This is a genomic window from Aquipseudomonas alcaligenes, assembly GCF_003205495.1.
GTDB classification, from domain to species: domain Bacteria; phylum Pseudomonadota; class Gammaproteobacteria; order Pseudomonadales; family Pseudomonadaceae; genus Aquipseudomonas; species Aquipseudomonas alcaligenes_B.
The window spans coordinates 290,193-308,155 of sequence record NZ_QJRX01000006.1 but is presented as its reverse complement, the minus strand read 5'-3'; the positions used below and the strand labels follow the sequence as shown (position 1 = coordinate 308,155).

The following is a 17,963-nucleotide window of genomic DNA, read 5'->3' as shown; positions in this document are numbered from 1 at the left end:
TTGGGTGCCGTCTTTAACGGGGAGGTAGCGCGCTCAAACGCTCGACGATCTCCTGCACGACCAAGCGCGGCGGCCGCTCATCGGTCTCGATGATCACGTCGGCGATCTCACGATAGAGCGGATCGCGGATCTCCATCAGGTTGCGCAAGACTTTTCCCGGCTCGGCATTGCGCAGCAGCGGTCGGTTACGGTCACGCGAGGTGCGCTCAAGCTGCTGCTCGACAGAGGCATGCAAGTAGACCACCCGCCCCCCTGAGCGCAATGCCTGGCGGTTCTCTGCCCGCAACACCACGCCACCTCCGGTGGCGATCACCACGCCGCCGAGCTCGCAAAGCTCGGCGACCATGGCCTGTTCACGCTCACGAAAGCCTTGCTCACCTTCTACATCGAAGATCCAGGGAATATCGGCACCGGTACGCTGCTCGATCTCCTTGTCCGAATCCTTGAACTGCAGCCGCAATTCCTTCGCCAACAGCCGCCCGATGGTGCTCTTACCGGCCCCCATCGGGCCAACCAGGATAACGTTCTGCACGGTTTCAGTTGCTTACCGCGATGGCCTGATTGTTCATGATCCGCGGTGTCAGGAAGACCAGCAGCTCCGCTTTCGAGTCCTGTACCACGTCACGACGGAACAGACGCCCGATGTAGGGGATGTCACCCAGGAGCGGAACCTTGTCCACAGCCTTCGACTGGGTGTTGCTGAAGATGCCGCCAATCACGATGGTTTCGCCATCGCTGACCAGAACCTTGGCATTGACCTCGTTGGTCTGGATGGACGGTGTGCCATCTACCTGGTTAGCAAAGTCAGCAGCATCCTTATTAACTTTAACTTCCATAATCACTCGATTATCCGGCGTAATTTGCGGAGTAACCTCAAGGGAAAGATTTGCCTCGGCAAATACAATAGAAGTTGCACCGCTGGAGGATGCTTCCTGATAAGGAATCTTGGTGCCCTTCAGGATCTTTGCAGTTTCCTTATCGGAAGTGACAACCTTAGGCTGAGAGATGATCTCGCCATTACCGGTCTTTTCCATGGCCGACAATTCGAGGTCCAGCAGCGTATTGTCAGTGATGAAGCCCAGGTTCAAACCTGAGGTACGACCGGCAGCCGCCATGTCCACGAAGGTCCCACCCTGGAACTCCAGAGGATCAGTGTCCTTCTCGACACTGTTGGTACCGCCAACGACCCAGTTGTTATCACCCAGACCGACGCCGCGCCACTCGACACCCAGCTCCTTGTCGAAGTCGACATTCGCCTCGACTATCCGCGCCTCGACCATCACTTGACGAACCGGAATATCGAGCTGGGTCACGATGCGGCGTAGCTCGTCCAATCGATCCTGGGTCAGATAGGCGATCAGGCTATTGGTACGATCGTCGTAAATGATCTTGCCGCGCATGTCCTTGTCCATGCTGCCTTCTTCCGAGGCATCCTCGAACAGTTTGGCAATATCGGATGCCTTGGCATAGTTGAGCTGCACCACCTCGCGACGCAGGGGCGCTAACTCCGCCAGCTGTTGGCGAGCCTCGAGCTCCTGCCGTTCACGCGCAGCAATCTCGTCCGCCGGGGCGATCAGCAGCACATTACCGACTTGACGCTTGTCCAGGCCACGAGTTTTCAGGACCAGGTCCAGGGCCTGATCCCAGGGCACATTCTGCAGGCGCAGGGTGATATTGCCCTGCACCGTGTCACTGGCCACCAGGTTCAGGTCGGTGAAGTCGGCGATCAACTGCAGCACCGAGCGCACATCGATGTCCTGGAAGTTCAGGGAAAGCTTTTCCCCGGTGTAGGCGAAACGCTCGGCCTTGCGTTTCTCGACATCATCGGCACTGAGCGGCTTGATGCTCACCGTCAGCTTGTTGTCCGTCTGAAACGCCAGATAATCATACAGGCCGGTCGGCTCGATACTGATGCTGACCCGATCCCCCTGGGAAGCGGCGGTGACAAACTGCACGGGAGTGGCGAAGTCCTTGACATCAAGGCGCGCGCGCAGGGCCTCGGGCAGCTGCGTCTTCAGGAACTCGAGACGAATTTTCCCCCCTTGCTCCTGAATGTCAGGATTGACGCTGGGATCGGAAAGTTCGATCACCACATTACCCTCACCCGCCTCGCCACGCTGGAAGTCTATGGCACGAATCGCGCGACCAGCTGGCATCTGGACAAGCGGCTTGGCAACGGGGGCAGGCGCGGCGCTCGCAGACGCTGCCTGAGAAGCCGAGGAAGCACCGACCACCACGAAGACGTTGCTGCCCTCGCTGCGAGTGCTGTAGGGCACCAGGGTTGAGAGGTTGATGATCAGACGGGTACGATTCTGCGCCTCCACCACGGTCACGCTTCTGGCGTTGCCAACGCCCAGTTCACGATTCTTCTCCCCCAGTTTGCTGGAGACCCCGGGCATGTCCAGGGCGATACGCGCAGGCTGCTCGATGGTGTAGCCACGCGGAGCCGGGACCGGCTCGTCGAAACTCAATTTCAACTCAATCTTGTCACCGGGCAGAGCAGCAACGTCCAAACCTTGCAGGTTTGCCGCCAGCAGGCTCGGCGCAAAGCCCGCCAGGAAAAAGGATACGCCCAAGCAAGAAAGTGCCCTATTCATGGAGAAATTCCGTCCAGCAGATCTGTAGTTGTTTTTCATAATCGACCCCGCCATTAAGAGCGACTCTTGAGGGTGATGCTGCGCGGCCGTTCAAGCCAACCGCCCTCGCCGTCCGGCACTATCTCTATTACATCGATTTTGGCTTCATCCACGGACACGATCCGTCCGTGATTCCGCCCCAGATAGTCGCCGGCCTTGACGCGGTGAACCCCCCCCGCTCCGCGAACCAGGCCAAACACCCCCGCCTCGTTCTCGAGAGTACCGACCATTTCGAATATCTCGATATTGAAGCCTTCCAGGAACTGCTTGACCCGGGTCTCATCAGGCTTGACGTCCTTGGAGCCCTTTTGCTGGCTCGCCAACTCAACTTTGACTGGCGGCTGGAAAGGACTCCGCAATGATGCGGCGCTATAGGTGAAGGGCTCATAGGGCTGGAATTTCGGCAGCGGCTCGATAGAGCCCTTGGGACGAGCACGCACTTCGTCCATGTACTGACGGAGATCCGAATAGTCGCCCTGGCCCATACAGCCGGACAGCGCGCCGGCGGCAACCAGCAAAGCAATGGTACGGGCATAAATCATTTCTTAAGCCCCTGATCATTGTAACGATAGGTCTTCGCTACCACGCTCATAGCCAGTTTGGAAGAGTTTTCTTCGCCCGTGGACTGCTTAATCTCGAAGTCATGCAGGGTCACGATGCGCGGCAAACTGGCCACAGCACTGACGAAAGTTGCCAGATCGTGATAAGCCCCGACGACGGAAACCTGAATAGGCAGCTCTATGTAGAACTGCTGCACGACTTCCGGCTGAAGCTTGATCTCTTCAAACTCCAGACCACTCTCCAGACCAGTGCGCGTAATGTCTTCGAGCAGGCCCGGAACCTCGGTATCACTGGGCAACTGCCGCAACAGCATGCCAAAGGACTCCTCCATCTCCTTCATCTGGACCTTGTAGGCATCCAGGTTGGCTGCCTGGGCAGCTTTGTTGGAGAACTCCTGTTTCAGTGTCTCTTCCTGCGCCTGTTGCTGCTGTAATTGCAGCTGCAGGTCCTGCAGATAGAAGTAATACCCCAGCCCCAGCCCAGCCACCAACAGCAATATGCAAGTGATGAACTTGACCGCCGCCGGCCAGGAGCCGAGGTTATTTACATCAAGCTCGGAAAGCTCAATCTTCCGTAATGACTCAAGCGCTTCTGAGAAACTCATGACTTCTTACCCGACTTGTTTTTGGCAGCCTTGGAGTTGCTCGGCTTCTTGCCACTCCCCACCTCGGGCTCTTCATCCTCTGCACCAGGTCGGGTCTGCTTCACGGTCAATCTGAAAACATTCGCCTGATCAATCGCACCGGCGGTAATAGCCTTGACCTCGGTGAGATTTGGCGATTTCAGCCACTCGGAGGCATCCAGGTTACGCATCAGGCTGGAGACTCGGTTGTTCGATTCCGCACTGCCCACGATGGAAATCACATCACCTTTGCGGGTCAGATCGGTGAAGTACACGCCATCCGGAAGAGTCCGCACTAGCTGGTCGAAAATATGCCCGATGATCGGACGATTGCCTTGCAGGTCCTGGATGATCTTCATGCGTTCCAGCAACTGCTCACGGCGCTCCCGAAGATCCTTGATCTCCTTGATCCGAGCATCGAGCACCGCAATTTCTTTCTTGATGAATTCGTTGCGTGCATTTTGCTGCTCAATCGCCGAGTTGAAGTACTGCCCGGCGAGGAACACCAAACCACCAGCCACGGCAAGGGTGGCCCCCATGGCAACTACGAAGCGCTGCTTGCGTTCTTCACGCAGTTGCTCACGCCAGGGTAATAAGTTGATCCGCGCCATTAGTCGAAACTCCTCATCGCCAGGCCACAGGCAATCATCAAGGACGGCGCATCGCTGGCCAGCGCACCGGCATTGACCTTACCCCCCAGCGCCATGTCGGCGAACGGGTTGGCCACCAGAGTGGGAGTGCCGATCTTCTGCTGGATCAGACGATCCAGGTCGGGAATGGATGCAGTGCCACCCGCCAGCAGGATGTAGTCGACATCGTTGAACTGACCCGCGGCAAAGAAGAACTGCAGGGAGCGCGAGACCTGCTGCACAACCGCCTCCTTGAAAGGCTGCAGCACTTCGCTGTCGTAGTCGTCCGGCAGGCCGCCCTGTTTCTTGGCGAGCCCAGCCTCCTCGACCGAGAGACCGTAGCGACGCTGTATTTCTTCGGTCAGCTGACGCCCGCCAAAGAGCTGCTCGCGGGTGTAGATGGTTCGCCCGTTATGCAGCACGCTGAGCGTCGTCATGGTGGCGCCGATATCGACGACCGCCACGGTCAGCTCATCGACACTGCCGCCGAGCTGGGATTCGAGCAAACCGTAGGCTCGCTCAAGTGCATAGGCCTCGACATCGACCACCTTGGCCGTCAGCCCCGCCAGCCCCAGCGCCGCCTCGCGAACCTCGACGTTCTCCTTGCGGCAGGCTGCCAAGAGCACTTCGACCCGCTCGGGGTTGCGTGCCGAAGGGCCCTGCACCTCGAAATCGATGGCGACTTCTTCCAGCGGATAAGGAATGTACTGGTCGGCCTCGATCTTCAGCTGGTTCTCCAACTCGTCGTCGTTGAGACCCGCTTCCATCTCGATGGTCTTGGTGATCACCGCGGAGCCCGCCACGGCGACCGCCGCAGTACGCACTCCGGTCTTGGCCTTGGCCAGGACACGAGACAGAGCCTGACCGACCCCCTCAAGCTCGGCGATGTTCTTCTCGACAACGGCATTCGGCGGGAGCGGCTCGACGGCATAGGCCTCTACCTTGTAGCGGCTTCCCGAGCGACTCAATTCAAGGAGCTTGACCGAGGTCGAACTGATGTCGATCCCCAGAAGCGTGTTCGCTTTCTTATTGAAGAGCCCTAGCACGACCGATTTCCTATCTGCATCCGAGACTTACGGACTATTTATGTTTTTCCACATTAAATAACAGTCTTGACAGAAGCGCAAATGGCTCCCCTGCAAAAAAACCGCTTATAATGTGAACAGTTTTCCCCTTTTCGCACCGCGCAACACTTAACCCATTCTTTTATCTGGAATTCCAAGAACCTTGATGCGTTTGCTGAAGTTTTTCTGGTGGTCCTGTGTCGCCGTTTTTTGTGGGTTAGCGCTCAGTTTCAGCGGAGCCTTTCTCTATCTTAGTCCCGGCTTGCCTTCAGTCGAATCGCTGCGCAGCATCCAGCTGCAAATCCCGCTGCGCGTCTACAGCACCGATGGCAAGCTGATCTCCGAGTTCGGCGAGATGCGCCGCTCGCCGATCCGCTTCGAGGACATCCCCCAGGACTTCATTCGCGCCCTGCTAGCTGCCGAAGACGACAACTTCGCCAACCATTATGGCGTCGACTTCACCAGCCTGATGCGCGCTGCTACGCAGTTATTAGCCAGCGGCCATATCCAGACCGGGGGCAGCACCATCACCATGCAGGTGGCGAAGAACTTCTTCCTCACCAGCGAACGCAGCTTCTCACGCAAGATCAACGAAATCCTCCTCGCTCTGCAGATCGAACGCGAGCTGAGCAAGGACGAGATCCTCGAGCTCTACGTCAACAAGATCTATCTCGGTAACCGCGCCTACGGCATCGAGGCCGCCGCCCAGGTGTACTACGGCAAGTCGATACGCGAGCTGAGCCTCGGCCAGCTGGCGATGATCGCCGGCCTGCCCAAGGCGCCGTCGCGCTACAACCCGCTGGTCAACCCGCAACGCAGCAAGGAGCGTCGCGACTGGATTCTCGGCCGCATGTTCAAGCTCGGCGCCATCGACAAGGCACGCTACGACGCCGCGATGGCCGAGCCGATCGATGCCCGCCACCATGTTCAGCCGGTCGAGCTCAACGCGCCCTATATCGCCGAGATGGCACGTGCCGAGATGGTCGGGCGCTATGGCAGCGATGCCTATACCGAGGGCTTCCGCGTCACCACCACGGTGCCGGCAGCGCTGCAGGAGGCCGCCAACCGCGCCCTGCATGACGGTCTTATCGCCTACGACCAGCGCCACGGCTTCCGCGGTCCGGAAACCCGCCTGCCCGGCCTGACCCGTGAGGCCTGGCTGCAGGAGCTGAACAAGTACAAGGCCATCGGCGGGCTGCAGCCGGCCATCGTCACCCAGGTCGAGAAAAGCGGCATCATGGTGCTGCTGCGCAACGGCGAGGAGCAGCCGGTAGCCTGGGACAGCATGAAATGGGCGCGTCCCTTCCTCAATACCAACAGCCTCGGCCCACGCCCGCAGCAGCCGGCCGACGTGGTGCAGATCGGCGATCTGGTTCGCGTCGAGCCGGACGCCGAGAACCAGGCCCTGCTGCTGCGCCAGATTCCTGCGGCGCAGAGCGCCCTGGTCTCCCTGGACCCACAGAACGGCGCCATTCGCGCCCTGGTCGGCGGCTTCTCCTTCGAGCAGAGCAACTACAACCGCGCGGCCCAGGCCAAGCGCCAGCCCGGCTCCAGCTTCAAGCCCTTCATCTACAGTGCAGCACTGGATAGCGGCTTCACCGCCGCCAGCCTGGTCAACGATGCCCCCATCGTGTTCCAGGAGGCCGGCATGGAGGAAGCCTGGCGACCGAAGAATGACAACAACACCTTCCTCGGCCCGATCCGTTTACGCGAGGCCCTGTACAAGTCGCGCAACCTGGTGTCGATCCGCCTGCTGCAGACCATCGGCATTGATTACACCCTCGACTACATCAGTGCCTTCGGCTTCAACCGTCAGGAGCTGCCACGCAACCTGTCGCTGGCGCTCGGCACCGCGGGCCTGACACCGCTGGAGATCGCCGGTGGCTGGAGCGCCTTCGCCAATGGCGGGCACAAGATCGAGCCCTACCTGATCGAGCGCATCGACAGCCGCGATGGCAAGCCGTTGTTCACCGCCAACCCGCCACGCACCCCGCAGAGTGCGCAGCTGGTTGAAGAGCAGAATGCCTCGCTGCTGCTCGAAGAACCCAATGCCGAAGTACAGAGCCCGGTACTGGCCAAGCAGATCATCGATGAGCGCACCGCCTATATCATGACCAGCATGCTGCAGGACGTGATCAAGCGCGGTACCGGCCGCCGGGCGCTGGCCATGGGCCGAGGCGATCTGGCTGGCAAGACCGGCACCACCAACGAGTCCAAGGACAGCTGGTTCTCCGGCTACAACGCCGACTACATGACCACTGTCTGGGTCGGCTTCGACCAACCGGAGAGCCTGGGTCGTCACGAGTATGGCGGCACCGTGGCCCTGCCGATCTGGATGAACTACATGAGTGCAGCGCTGAAGGACAAGCCCGAGCATCTGCCGCCCGAGCCGGCCGGCCTGCTCAGCCTGCGCATCGACCCGGTCAGCGGCCGCGCCGCCTCACCAGGCTCGCCCGATGCCTACTTCGAGCTGTTCAAGAGCGAAGATTCGCCCCCGCCAATGAGCGAACTGGACCCCACCCTGGGGATCCCGGGTAGCCCGTTGCCGGCCGACGAGGCCGCGCCGATCGACCTGTTCTGAACATGCTCAGTCGGGCAACTCCCGGCGGATCATCCAGTGCCCTTCGGGCGGCATCAGGCGGCTGATATCGAAGCGCGGCAGACTCTCGCGATCGAGCATCTCGATCAGCGGCCCGATCTCGCGCGGGTGTGGCTCCCCCTCCAGCGCGCGCACCGCCAGGTCCATGGCGATGCGCGCCTGCAGCACGGGCGAGTCACTCGGCGCGGCCAGAATGAAGCCATCGCGAATCTGCTCGACAATGCGCTCCGTGGTATAGGTACCCAGCACCAACGGCCGTGACTCGTCACCCCGCCCCTGTACCAGCTGCGCGGCAAATCCCGCCGCCTCGGCGTTGGCCAGGATGAAGTCGAGATCCTGCGCCTCGCCCAACAGCTGGCGGACCAGCCGGGCCTGACTATTGCGATCGACCGGCCCATAGCCGCCGTGGCGCACTTCCACTCGCCGTGCATCGACCCCCTGACGCAGCCCCGCTTCCAGCCCCTCCACCCAGCCGGCCCCTTGCGGCCCGGGCAGCCAGCCAATGCGATAGCTCCCTTCCGGGCGCAGTCGCTCGATATAGCCGAGCGCCGCTCGCGCCATGTCGGCGAAATCCACCCGCGAGTGCGCAGTGAGTCCCTGGCATTCCAGACCGTTGACCAGATCGATCACCGGCCTACCCTCGGCCATGAGGCGGGATATCTCCGGGCATAGCTCGCGCGTGTTGATCGCCGCGATCACATAAGCGTCGGCCTCGGCACCTCGACAGTTGTGCAGCTGGTGCACCTGCACTCCGGCATTCTCGTAGCCTCCAGCCTCATAGATGCCCAGGCGCACACCAAGCCGCGCCGCCTCGCCATCCAGCCCCCAGGCCACCCCCCACCAGTAGCGGTCCTTGCCATGCGGTAAAAGGGCACAGACTCTCCAAGGCCGGCTGGCGCGCTCCAGCGGCATGTACTGGCGCAACTCGCCATCGGCACGCACCGCCACCGGATACCAATCGGCCTGAGCCGGCAGGGCAAACAGCCCCAGGACGAACAGCCACCCCTTGCCTATGCGCATCGCAACCCCCGTCGTAAATACCCCCTCAGCGTAGCCAGTCTGCGCCAGGATCGGGGCCTTATCTCCGCCTGCTACAATGCGCGCCTTCCCCTCATCAGGTTCGCCCCGTGACCAGCGCCTTCGCCACCCTGCCCCTGTCCGCCGCCATGCGCGACAACCTTGCCGCCCTCGGTTACGCCGAGATGACGCCGATCCAGGCCGCCAGCCTGCCGCTGATCCTCCAGGGTCGCGACCTGATCGCTCAGGCCAAGACCGGCAGCGGCAAGACCGCGGCTTTCGGCATCGGCCTGCTGCATCCGCTCAATCCACGCTTCTTCGGCTGTCAGGCGCTGGTACTGTGTCCGACCCGCGAGCTGGCCGACCAGGTGGCCAAGGAAATACGGCGCCTGGCGCGCGCCGCCGACAATATCAAGGTGCTGACCCTGTGCGGCGGGGTGCCCTTCGGTCCGCAGATCGGCTCGCTGGAGCACGGCGCCCACGTCATAGTCGGTACCCCGGGACGCATCCAGGAACACCTGCGCAAGGGCACCCTGAAGCTCGACGGCCTGTCCACCCTGGTGCTGGACGAGGCCGACCGCATGCTCGACATGGGCTTCTTCGACAGCATCGCCGAGGTCATCGAGCAGACCCCCGCGCGACGTCAGACCCTGCTGTTCTCCGCCACCTATCCGGCCGGCATCGAGCAGCTGGCCGCGCGCTTCCAGCGCGATCCGGCTCGGGTGGAAGTGGAAGCACTGCATGATGACGGGCAGATCGAGCAGCGCTTCTACGAGATCGACGGCAAGCAGCGGGTAGAAGCCGTGCTGCGCCTGCTGCGGCACTTCCGCAAGCAGCCGGCGGTGGCCTTCTGCGCTACCCGCCAGCAGTGCGACGAGCTGGCCGCCAGCCTGGAAGCCGAGAAGATTTCCGCCGCCGCCCTGCATGGCGACCTGGAGCAACGTGACCGCGACCAGGTGCTGGCGCTGTTCGCCAACCGCAGCCTGAGTGTGCTGGTGGCCACCGACGTGGCTGCCCGCGGCCTCGACATCGCCGGCCTGGAGCTGGTGATCAACGTCGAGCTGGCCCGCGACCCGCAGGTGCACATCCACCGTATCGGCCGCAGCGGCCGCGCCGGAGCCAAGGGTCTGGCGCTGTCGCTGGTGGCACCGAGCGAGGCCGGCCGTGCCCAGGCCATCGAGGAGCTGCAAGGTAGCCCGCTGACCTGGCAGCTCCTGGGCGAGCTGAAGGACAAAGGCGAGGCGCTGCTGCCGCCGATGCACAGCCTGTGCATCGCCGCCGGACGCAAGGACAAGCTGCGACCCGGTGACATCCTCGGCGCCCTGACCGGCGAGGCCGGCATCCCGGGGGACAAGGTCGGCAAGATCGCCATCTTCGACTACCAGGCCTTCGTCGCCGTCGACCGCAGCGTTGCCAAGCAGGCCCTGCAGCGCCTGGCCAGCGGCAAGATCAAGGGGCGTGCGGTGAAGGTACGGCTACTCTGAGGGACCCTACTCACTGCCGTCCAGGCCATGGCGCTGATAGATGCGCCGATAGCTGTCGTCGGCCCGCATCGCCTGAATCGCGAGGTTGAAGTCACGGACGATCTGCTGGTGCAGTGGATGGCTGCGCCGCACCAGGATGTGCAGGCCGTTTTCGCTCAGCGGTGTGTCGACGAACTCCACCGCATCGCGAATCTCGCGCAGGTCACGATTGAGATGGTGGCGCGCCACCAGCTCGTCCTCGAGGGTCAGCTGCACCCGCCCGGCCGCCAGCATGCGCGCGCCCATGACGAACTCCAGCACCGGCACCTTGGTCAGCTGGTCGGCAGCATCAAAGGCACTGTCGTAGCTGTAGCCACGCACCACGGCGATACTGAACGGCAGCAGGCCGTCGAGGCCGTCGTACTCGATGGGCATGCCAGTACGCCGCAGGAAACGGATGCGATTGACCAGATAGGGTTCGGAGAACAGCCCGTAGCGGGTCCGTTCGGCGCTGTACCAGGCGGCCACTATCACGTCGTAATCACCCTGTTGCAGCCCGCGCAGCACTCGCGCCCAGGGCACCTCGACGTACTCCGTGCTGTGCCCGGCGCGCTGCAGGGCAGTGCTGACCAGATCCACGGCCAGGCCATTGCTGGGCAGGCGCTGGTCGGTGAAGGGCGGCCAGGAATCGCCGGCCAGGCGCAAATGCTCGGCCGCAACCGCCGTGCATTGGAGCAGGGCGAGCAGCAAGATGAAGATTCGAGAAGAGTTCATGCCGAGATCCGGCGACTGTGACTCTCCAAAGATTAGCCAGTCCCGCGCCTGCTGCTAAGACGCCCGAAAGCGAGCGAGGTGCACGCGCCGTAATAAAACTGGCACACCTCCTGCTTAGTATCAGACAACTCCAGTTTTGGGGACCTTGGTACAGGCAGGCCGGGGAATCCCCTCTTTTACACCCATGAGAAGGGCCGCATCTGCGGCCCTTCTGCATTTCAGCGGTACAGCTCGCGGCGGAAGATCAGCGGCGCCGCCCCCTTGTAGATGCCGAAACTGGCCAAACCACGCGCCAGCTGACGGCTGGCGCCATCCCAGGGGTACTGCAGCCAGGCCGGCGAGTCGGGGAAGCTGACCTGCAGCGAGCCATCGTTGCCAGCCCCCGGGGCGCTCAACTGCAGCGTACCGACACCGGCCAGGAGGGCCGCCAGGGTCGGCGTGGTTTCCCCGGTCGCCAGGTTGCCGGTGTACTGATCCAGTGCAGGCGTGCCCAAGACGGTGCAGGTATCCATCCCTTCGGTCAGGAAAGCCCCGCCGGCGACGTTCTGCCAGGTTTCCAGCAGCAGCGACAGGTCCAGGGCCTGCAGCTCGGAACCATGGGCGTTGCCGATGCGCAGGCGTCCCAGGCGCACCTGGCTGCCAAGATTCTCGCTGGCATCGACCGTGAAGTCGTAGCTGTAATCCAGGCAACCACCGCCGCTACCGTGGCAGACCACCTGGCCCTGGTCGACTTCGCGCAAGCTGGCCGCCGCAAAGGTCTGCCGGATCTGGGCCGCGAACGGATAGTCGTCGCTACCAGGCAACGCGGCGGGCTGGTAGAGCAGTTGCTCGCCCGTCCAGCGGTAGGTACGCGCCCCATCGCCATCGTTGGCTCCCTCCACGGCCAGCGTGGCCGTGCCCTGGCTGGCCAGCCGCGCATCACGGGCCGGAGTACCGGTAATCGAGCTGTAGCTGCCCACGGCAGGATCGGCCAGCTTCCAGAAACCCTCCCGGTCGTAGTTCCTGGTGGCATCGCCTGCGCGGTTCCTGGCCGTGAGGGTCAGGGTCGGCTGGCGATTGCTGGCGAAGCCGATCGGCTGGCCCTGGTAGCTGAAGGCGCTGCCGCAGCTGGGCGTCAGGCTGGCGCTGCCCTCGGCGCTCAGATAGGCGGGAATGAAGCGGCCGACCAAGTCGCGACTACCGCCGCCGACCGTTTCGCCGAAGTACGTGCCCTCCGGCGTGGCGCTCAGGCTGAACACGCCGACCTCCGAGATAGCGACGGCGACTTCGGTCTGGTCGCCCAGGGCATGGTCGTAGCTGCCAGGCGTCACGTCGCCGGGTGCGCCGCCGGCCGGGGCCTGTACCGCACTTTCCAGGGTGATGCCCGAATGGCGGAAGTTCGGCGTGGTGATATTGCCGCTGCACAGCGCCTGCGCGGTCGAGGCCTCGCCGTCGCTCTGCCAGCCCACCGCGCGGAGGGTCAGCGGGAAGCTGTCGCCGGCGCGAATGCCACCGGGGAAAACGTCGCAGTCGGCAGCGGCACTGGCGCAGGTGCTGGCAGTGCTCAGGCACAGGCCATAGGGCTTGCTGACGAAATCGTCCTCGCCCTCCAGCACCAGGCCGACGTCGCCCGTGGCATCGCTACCGGTGTAGCGGGCGCTGAGCCGCATCAGCCCGGCGTCGTCGTAGCGCACGCTCAGCGGCGCGCTGCCGCTGGCGTCGAACGCGAGGTCGAGGCTGACCGGCGTCGCGCGCACGTCGCTGCCGTTGACCACCACCGCCTGGGTGCCACTGGCGGGGTTGTCGTAGGCCGAGGTGAAGCTGACGCGGCGAGTGACATTGGCGAAGGCCGGCACGCACTGCAGGGCATCGTCCGAGCTGCGCACGGCACTCAGGGTCGCCGCCGTCGGCTTGGCCGCCAACAGGTTCGGCACCTGCAGCAGCAGACCGCTGTCGGCATAGCTGATCTGGCAGCCCGCGGTCGAGCAGACCGGCTGGCTGTTGGGCTTGGTCGCCGGCACCGAGCCGAGGTCGTCGAGGATCACCGTACCCACGGATGGCACCCTGAGCTGAGCCTGCGCCGTACCGCCGCTGAAGGTGAGGATATTGCCGCTGACGCTGGCCGGCGCCGTGGCCGTCCAGTAGTCGCCCGGGCTCAGGGTAACGCTGACCGTGCCGGTATAGAGGCTGCTGCAGCTGCTGTTGAGGCAGGCACGGATGGTGACCGGCTGCGGATTGCAGGTCAGCGCCGCGCCGCTGTAGATGAACTCGAAGTGATCGATCTGCTGGCCTATGGGGTTGATCTCGGTGGCGCAGACCTGCAGGTCATCCAGTTCGTGAATATTGGTCGAGCCGCCGGTGGATCCGGTCAGCGACAGGTAGAAGTCGCTCGGCAGAGCGTCCTGGTCGAAGGCCGCAGCCAGCACGTTGACGCCATCGAGGTTGGGCAGCACGACGAAGCCGCTGCCCGTGTCGCGCTCCACCGTCACCCGCGCCTCGTTGCCGAAACGGCCGTCCAGGGTGATGCGGTAGGTATGCCCGGGACCCGGCGTCGCCCCGGCGCTGTCGATGCCCGGGCTGAGGTTGGCCGGTGTACCGGCGAGGTAGCGATAGCCCTCGGCACCCGAACCCGAGCCGCGCAGCGCCACCGAGTCGATACGCCGCTCCGGCCCGCCCGGCCCGCCTTCGGTGGAGAAGTTGCCGTACTCGTCGATACCGACACCCAGCCAGCCGCCGGCAAATCCGGGGTTGGCCGCATCGCCGCGCGTTCCATAGCCAAGCGGGCCGCCGAAGGCGCCGGGCTGTGGCGTCACGGTCGCATCGGAAAGCACCACGGCCACACCGTCGGCACCGCTACCGTTGTAGGCGTAGTACTTGAACTGCACCTGGATGTAGTTGCCAGCCGCCGGGAACAGGCGCTGCAGGGTGGACGAGGTGGAGACGTTGCCCTGGTTGCTGGTCAGCCGCATGCGCTGGCCGCTGACGGTCGGCGTGAAGGCCGTGGCGCCGCGGCTGGCCACCGCCCAGTCGTCGCCCAGGCTGCCGTCGTCGAAGTTGTCGCTGAAGCACTGCAGGCTCAGGCCGCAGGGGTGGCGCTCGGCGACCAGGGCGGCGATCTGTGCCTCGGAAAGGGCCGCGTTGTAGATGCGCAGCTCGTCCAGTTCGCCATTGAAATAGCGCCCGGCGAGATTCTGGTCGGCCCCCAGTTGCAGCGGGTCGTTGTTGGCCACCGGCGTACCGGCGAAGCTGGCCTGGCCGGCCAGGCTGCCGTTGATGTAGATGCGCTGATCACCCGGCGCATAGCGGATCAGTACATGGCTCCACTGCCCGGTCGGCAGCGCCGCGGTGCTGTTGAACTGGCGGGTTGCACCAGCCGTGGTCTGCCACCACCAGTTGATGGTGCCGTCGGGGTTGAGGTGGAACTCGTAGTTCTCATCCTTGGACAGGATGCTCATCAGCCCCGATGCCGGCCGCGTGCGCGGCCTGACCCAGAGGCCGATGGTGAAGCTGCCCTGCAGATCGAGCAGGCTGCTGTCGGCGCGCTGCACGTACTGGCTGGACGCCGAATTGAAGACGCCATAGCCACAGGTGCCCTGGGCATTGACCTGGGGTAGCGCCGGCGTGGTGCTGGCGGTGGTGGCGCCGTTGAATGCCGTGCCATTGAGGCTGTTGCCGGAGGTATCCAGTACCTCGCCAGCGGCGCCCGTCCAGGCGCTTTCGTCCAGCGACCAGCTGAGACGCGCGGCAATACTGAGTGGCTCGTAGAGGAAGAGCGTGTGCGCGACATAGGAACCGGAGCCGCCGACACTCACGGTATCCGGGCCTGTGCTACCCGGCAGGCTGATGGCACGCCCCACACCCAACAGGGAGGCTCCATTGGGGCCGGCGCTCGATTCCGGCCGATAGTACTCGCTGAACCCGGCCGGGGTCGCCGCGAAACCGTTGCCATAACTCACACCGAACAGGCGCAGCAACTGACCGCTATTGGCGGCGCTGATGGCGGGCACGCTGATATTGTTGCCGCCACCACTGGTGGTACCGGTATCGCTACGCGACTGCTCGATTTCGGGGTAGATGCCGGCCAGGCTACTGCGCCAACCGGACAGGCCGCCGGCCATGCGGGTGCTGCTGGAAAGACTCCAGGTCTCGCTGCTACCCGCGACATCGGCCGCAATTGCCGTACGGATATAGATGCGTTGGCGGATATTCGTGCCGCTGGAGGCATCCTGCAGCAGGCTCCAGCGGGCATTGGGCGGGGTGAGGGTTGCGCCGGTATTGCGATGGGCGATCTGGACGATCAGCAGATCGCCCAGCTGCAGGTCGCTCGGCAGGCTAAGGCTGATCTGCGAGCCATTGTTGGCGTTATCGCTGGAGTTGCCGGTATTGATCAGCGCCGCCCTGGCCAGCCCCGCAGCAAGGAACAGGGTCAGCAGGAGCAGCCCACGACAGCAGAGCTTGCGCATCGTCAGTTCTCCACTACGGCAGTGAGCCGGCGATAGGCATAGTCGGGGCGGCCGCCCGGCGTACCGTTCTGCGCCTCGGCGGTGAAACGGAAGATCTGCACCGGATTGCCCTCGTTATCGCTATAGCTGTCGCTCTCACAGCCCACGCTGACACTGAACTCGGCCAACCCACTGCCGGCCATGTCGGGACTGCCGCTGGCGCAGCTGCCGGCGCCGACCGCCTGGTGGATTCCCCACTCCAGCCCGGCGCGGGCGGCCTGGTAGGCGCGCGCCTGCTGGATGGCCAGGCTGGTGCTGCCGTGCTGCACCGTGGACAGGCGCGCCATGGTGATCACCAGCAGGGTCACCACGACGATCAGGAACAGCGCCGCCACCAGGCCGAAGCCCGGCTCCCGGCGTAGGCTCGGCTCAGGGCGCATTGTCGACATGGACCTGTTGCAGCAGTTGCAGGTTTTCCCCGGCCTCGGCGATGCCCAGGCTGAGGCTCAGCAGCCCGGCACGCTGGGTGCTGCCGGACTGGTAGGCGAAGTTGCAGCTGGCCACCTGGCGCGCCACCGGCTGCGGGTTGGAGCCGGGAGGCGGCGAAGCCGGCAGCGCATTAAGCAATTGGTTGTAGCTGTAGCGCAGCAACTGGTCGCCCTGGCAGCGGTAGCCCACCACCGTCTCGGCCAGGTACAGGCGGTGCTGCGGCGAGGCGAAGGCGAAGCGGAAGCCGCCGGCCGGCAGGTTGCCCAGGGCGATATGGCTCTCGCCGGCCGGCGCCCCGACCAGGGGTGTGAAGCTGGTGCCGGTCGGCGTGATCACTCCCGGATTGGCCGGCGCCCAGACATTGCTGCCGGGCAGCGGGCTGCCGCCGGATTCGGCACCTATGTTGTACAGCACCAGCCAGCGTGCGCCGGCGGGGTCGAAGCCGTCGTCGAGCACCTGCAGGCTGTCGCAGCGGCCGCCCTGGGTGGTGCTGCTGCAGGTACCGGCAGCGTCCGTGGAGAAACGCAGCCCCTGCTCGCCGACCCGGTTGGGCCGGTAGCGCGCCGCGCTATGGATCAGCAGCAGCTCCACCGCCTGGCCGTCAGCGGAAACCCGCAGCGAATTGGGCACGGCCAGGCGCACGTCGCGGCTCATGCGCTGTAGGGCGCCGGCGGCGCTATCCACCAGCTCGGCACGCCGGCTCTGGCCGATGAAGCCCTCCATGGGCCGCGACAGCACGGTGCTGATCATCAGGCCGACCAGCCCGGCCAGGGCGATGACCATGACCAGCTCGACCAGGGTGAAACCGCGCCCGCGCCGCATCAGTAGCGCGCCCTGAAGCCGTCGAGGGCCAGCGCCTGGCCGGCCGGATCGGTGACCGTCACCCGCACCCGCAGCACATCGCCGGCGGCCAGCCCGGCCCAGGCCTGGGGCGTGACCGCCACCTGCACGCGATAGTTGGCCAGAGCGGCGATGGCCTGGCCACGGGCATCGCGGGCGCCGTTGTCATTCAGGCCGGCGTAGTCGCAGACGTTGTCGAAGCTGGCGCGGCTGGCCGGCGGCGCCGGGCAGACTGCGCCGCCACTGTCGAGAAAGGGCTGCAGGAGGATCTCCTCCAGGTAGGCCTCGGCGATGCTCAGGCTCTGCTGGCGCAGCAAGGGGTCGGCCGAACGCCCGCTGATGGCCGCCATGGCACTGTAAAGCGCAGCGGCAGCGATGCCGATGATCACGATGCTGATCACCAGCTCGACCAGGGTCATGCCGGCCTGGCGCTTCATTGCACCATGCCGGTGTCGGCGGTCACGCTGATGGTGAAGCCACCGAGGGTGGCGCTCGCCGCGGCCGAAGGCCGGCCGAGGGAGTCGAACACCACGGGAAATGTGCTCGCCGCGAAGCCGACCCCGTTGGGCAGGCTGGCGGCGAAGGGAATCTGGCCATCCGGCCCCTGCACCTCGGTGCCATAGGCGCCACTGGTGCAGTTGTCGGCGCGGCGCAGGCGATAGCCGTTGCCATCCAGGCTGACCTGAATCCGGCAGCCACTGGCCACCGCCAGCTTCTGCGCGTAGCGCACGGCGGCCAGGGACTCTTCGTAGAACAGGCGCTCGTCGAACACCTGGCGGTCGAAGAAACGCGGCCCCACCACGGCGGCGAGGATGCCGATGATCACGATGACCATCGTTAGCTCAACC

15 protein-coding genes are annotated in these 17,963 nt (G+C 64.2%); 2 read left to right on the top strand and 13 right to left on the bottom strand.

What is annotated here, in order from left to right:
• Positions 1–13: 13 nt before the first annotated feature.
• From aroK to DMO17_RS13430, 6 genes are read right to left on the bottom strand one after another with little or no spacing between them, the layout of a single operon-like run.
• On the bottom strand, positions 14–532 hold the full coding sequence (aroK, locus tag DMO17_RS13455; RefSeq protein ID WP_110682990.1) for a shikimate kinase AroK: 519 nt from the start codon (positions 530–532) through the stop codon (positions 14–16).
• Positions 533–536: 4 nt separating this feature from the next.
• Positions 537–2,597 (bottom strand): type IV pilus secretin PilQ family protein, encoded by a 2,061-nt coding sequence (pilQ, locus tag DMO17_RS13450; protein WP_110682989.1) that lies wholly within the window; start codon positions 2,595–2,597, stop codon positions 537–539.
• A 53-nt stretch (positions 2,598–2,650) separates the two neighbouring features.
• Positions 2,651–3,175: a type 4a pilus biogenesis lipoprotein PilP gene (gene pilP, locus DMO17_RS13445; RefSeq protein ID WP_375538017.1), complete on the bottom strand. Its 525-nt coding sequence runs from the start codon at positions 3,173–3,175 to the stop codon at positions 2,651–2,653.
• Positions 3,175–3,801, bottom strand: coding sequence for a type 4a pilus biogenesis protein PilO (gene pilO / locus DMO17_RS13440; RefSeq protein ID WP_110682987.1), 627 nt, complete (start codon positions 3,799–3,801; stop codon positions 3,175–3,177). The genes pilP and pilO overlap by 1 nt, the downstream gene beginning before the upstream one ends.
• Positions 3,798–4,430 carry a PilN domain-containing protein gene (locus DMO17_RS13435; RefSeq protein ID WP_110682986.1) on the bottom strand — a complete coding sequence of 211 codons (633 nt, stop codon included), beginning with the start codon at positions 4,428–4,430 and terminating at the stop codon, positions 3,798–3,800. Before DMO17_RS13435 ends, pilO begins: the two co-directional genes overlap by 4 nt.
• Complete coding sequence (locus DMO17_RS13430) at positions 4,430–5,494, bottom strand: pilus assembly protein PilM (RefSeq protein ID WP_110682985.1); 1,065 nt, start codon at positions 5,492–5,494, stop codon at positions 4,430–4,432. The genes DMO17_RS13435 and DMO17_RS13430 overlap by 1 nt, the downstream gene beginning before the upstream one ends.
• Positions 5,495–5,675: 181 nt before the next feature.
• Here DMO17_RS13430 and DMO17_RS13425 point away from each other — a divergent pair, with 181 nt between their 5' ends.
• Positions 5,676–8,093: a penicillin-binding protein 1A gene (locus tag DMO17_RS13425; protein WP_110682984.1), complete on the top strand. Its 2,418-nt coding sequence runs from the start codon at positions 5,676–5,678 to the stop codon at positions 8,091–8,093.
• A gap of 6 nt (positions 8,094–8,099) precedes the next feature.
• Here the strand turns inward: DMO17_RS13425 and torT are convergent, their stop codons facing one another.
• A complete protein-coding gene (gene torT, locus DMO17_RS13420; protein ID WP_110682983.1) occupies positions 8,100–9,131 on the bottom strand; it encodes a TMAO reductase system periplasmic protein TorT in 1,032 nt (343 codons plus the stop codon).
• Positions 9,132–9,238: 107 nt separating this feature from the next.
• Here torT and dbpA point away from each other — a divergent pair, with 107 nt between their 5' ends.
• Positions 9,239–10,612: an ATP-dependent RNA helicase DbpA gene (dbpA, locus tag DMO17_RS13415; protein WP_110682982.1), complete on the top strand. Its 1,374-nt coding sequence runs from the start codon at positions 9,239–9,241 to the stop codon at positions 10,610–10,612.
• 6 nt (positions 10,613–10,618) lie between these two features.
• Here dbpA and DMO17_RS13410 read toward each other — a convergent pair whose 3' ends face one another.
• From DMO17_RS13410 to DMO17_RS13385, 6 genes are all read right to left on the bottom strand, one after another.
• Positions 10,619–11,365, bottom strand: a complete 747-nt coding sequence (locus DMO17_RS13410) for a substrate-binding periplasmic protein (protein WP_110682981.1) — start codon at positions 11,363–11,365, stop codon at positions 10,619–10,621.
• Between the two features lie 218 nt (positions 11,366–11,583).
• Positions 11,584–15,807, bottom strand: a complete 4,224-nt coding sequence (locus DMO17_RS13405) for a DUF6701 domain-containing protein (protein WP_110682980.1) — start codon at positions 15,805–15,807, stop codon at positions 11,584–11,586.
• Positions 15,808–15,809: 2 nt separating this feature from the next.
• Positions 15,810–16,235 carry a hypothetical protein gene (locus DMO17_RS13400; protein WP_258371542.1) on the bottom strand — a complete coding sequence of 142 codons (426 nt, stop codon included), beginning with the start codon at positions 16,233–16,235 and terminating at the stop codon, positions 15,810–15,812.
• Positions 16,216–17,097, bottom strand: a complete 882-nt coding sequence (locus DMO17_RS13395) for a PulJ/GspJ family protein (protein WP_110682978.1) — start codon at positions 17,095–17,097, stop codon at positions 16,216–16,218. The genes DMO17_RS13400 and DMO17_RS13395 overlap by 20 nt, the downstream gene beginning before the upstream one ends.
• On the bottom strand, positions 17,097–17,552 hold the full coding sequence (locus DMO17_RS13390) for a prepilin-type N-terminal cleavage/methylation domain-containing protein (protein WP_110682977.1): 456 nt from the start codon (positions 17,550–17,552) through the stop codon (positions 17,097–17,099). Before DMO17_RS13390 ends, DMO17_RS13395 begins: the two co-directional genes overlap by 1 nt.
• A complete protein-coding gene (locus tag DMO17_RS13385) occupies positions 17,549–17,950 on the bottom strand; it encodes a Tfp pilus assembly protein FimT/FimU (RefSeq protein WP_373387121.1) in 402 nt (133 codons plus the stop codon). Before DMO17_RS13385 ends, DMO17_RS13390 begins: the two co-directional genes overlap by 4 nt.
• Positions 17,951–17,963: the final 13 nt, after the last annotated feature.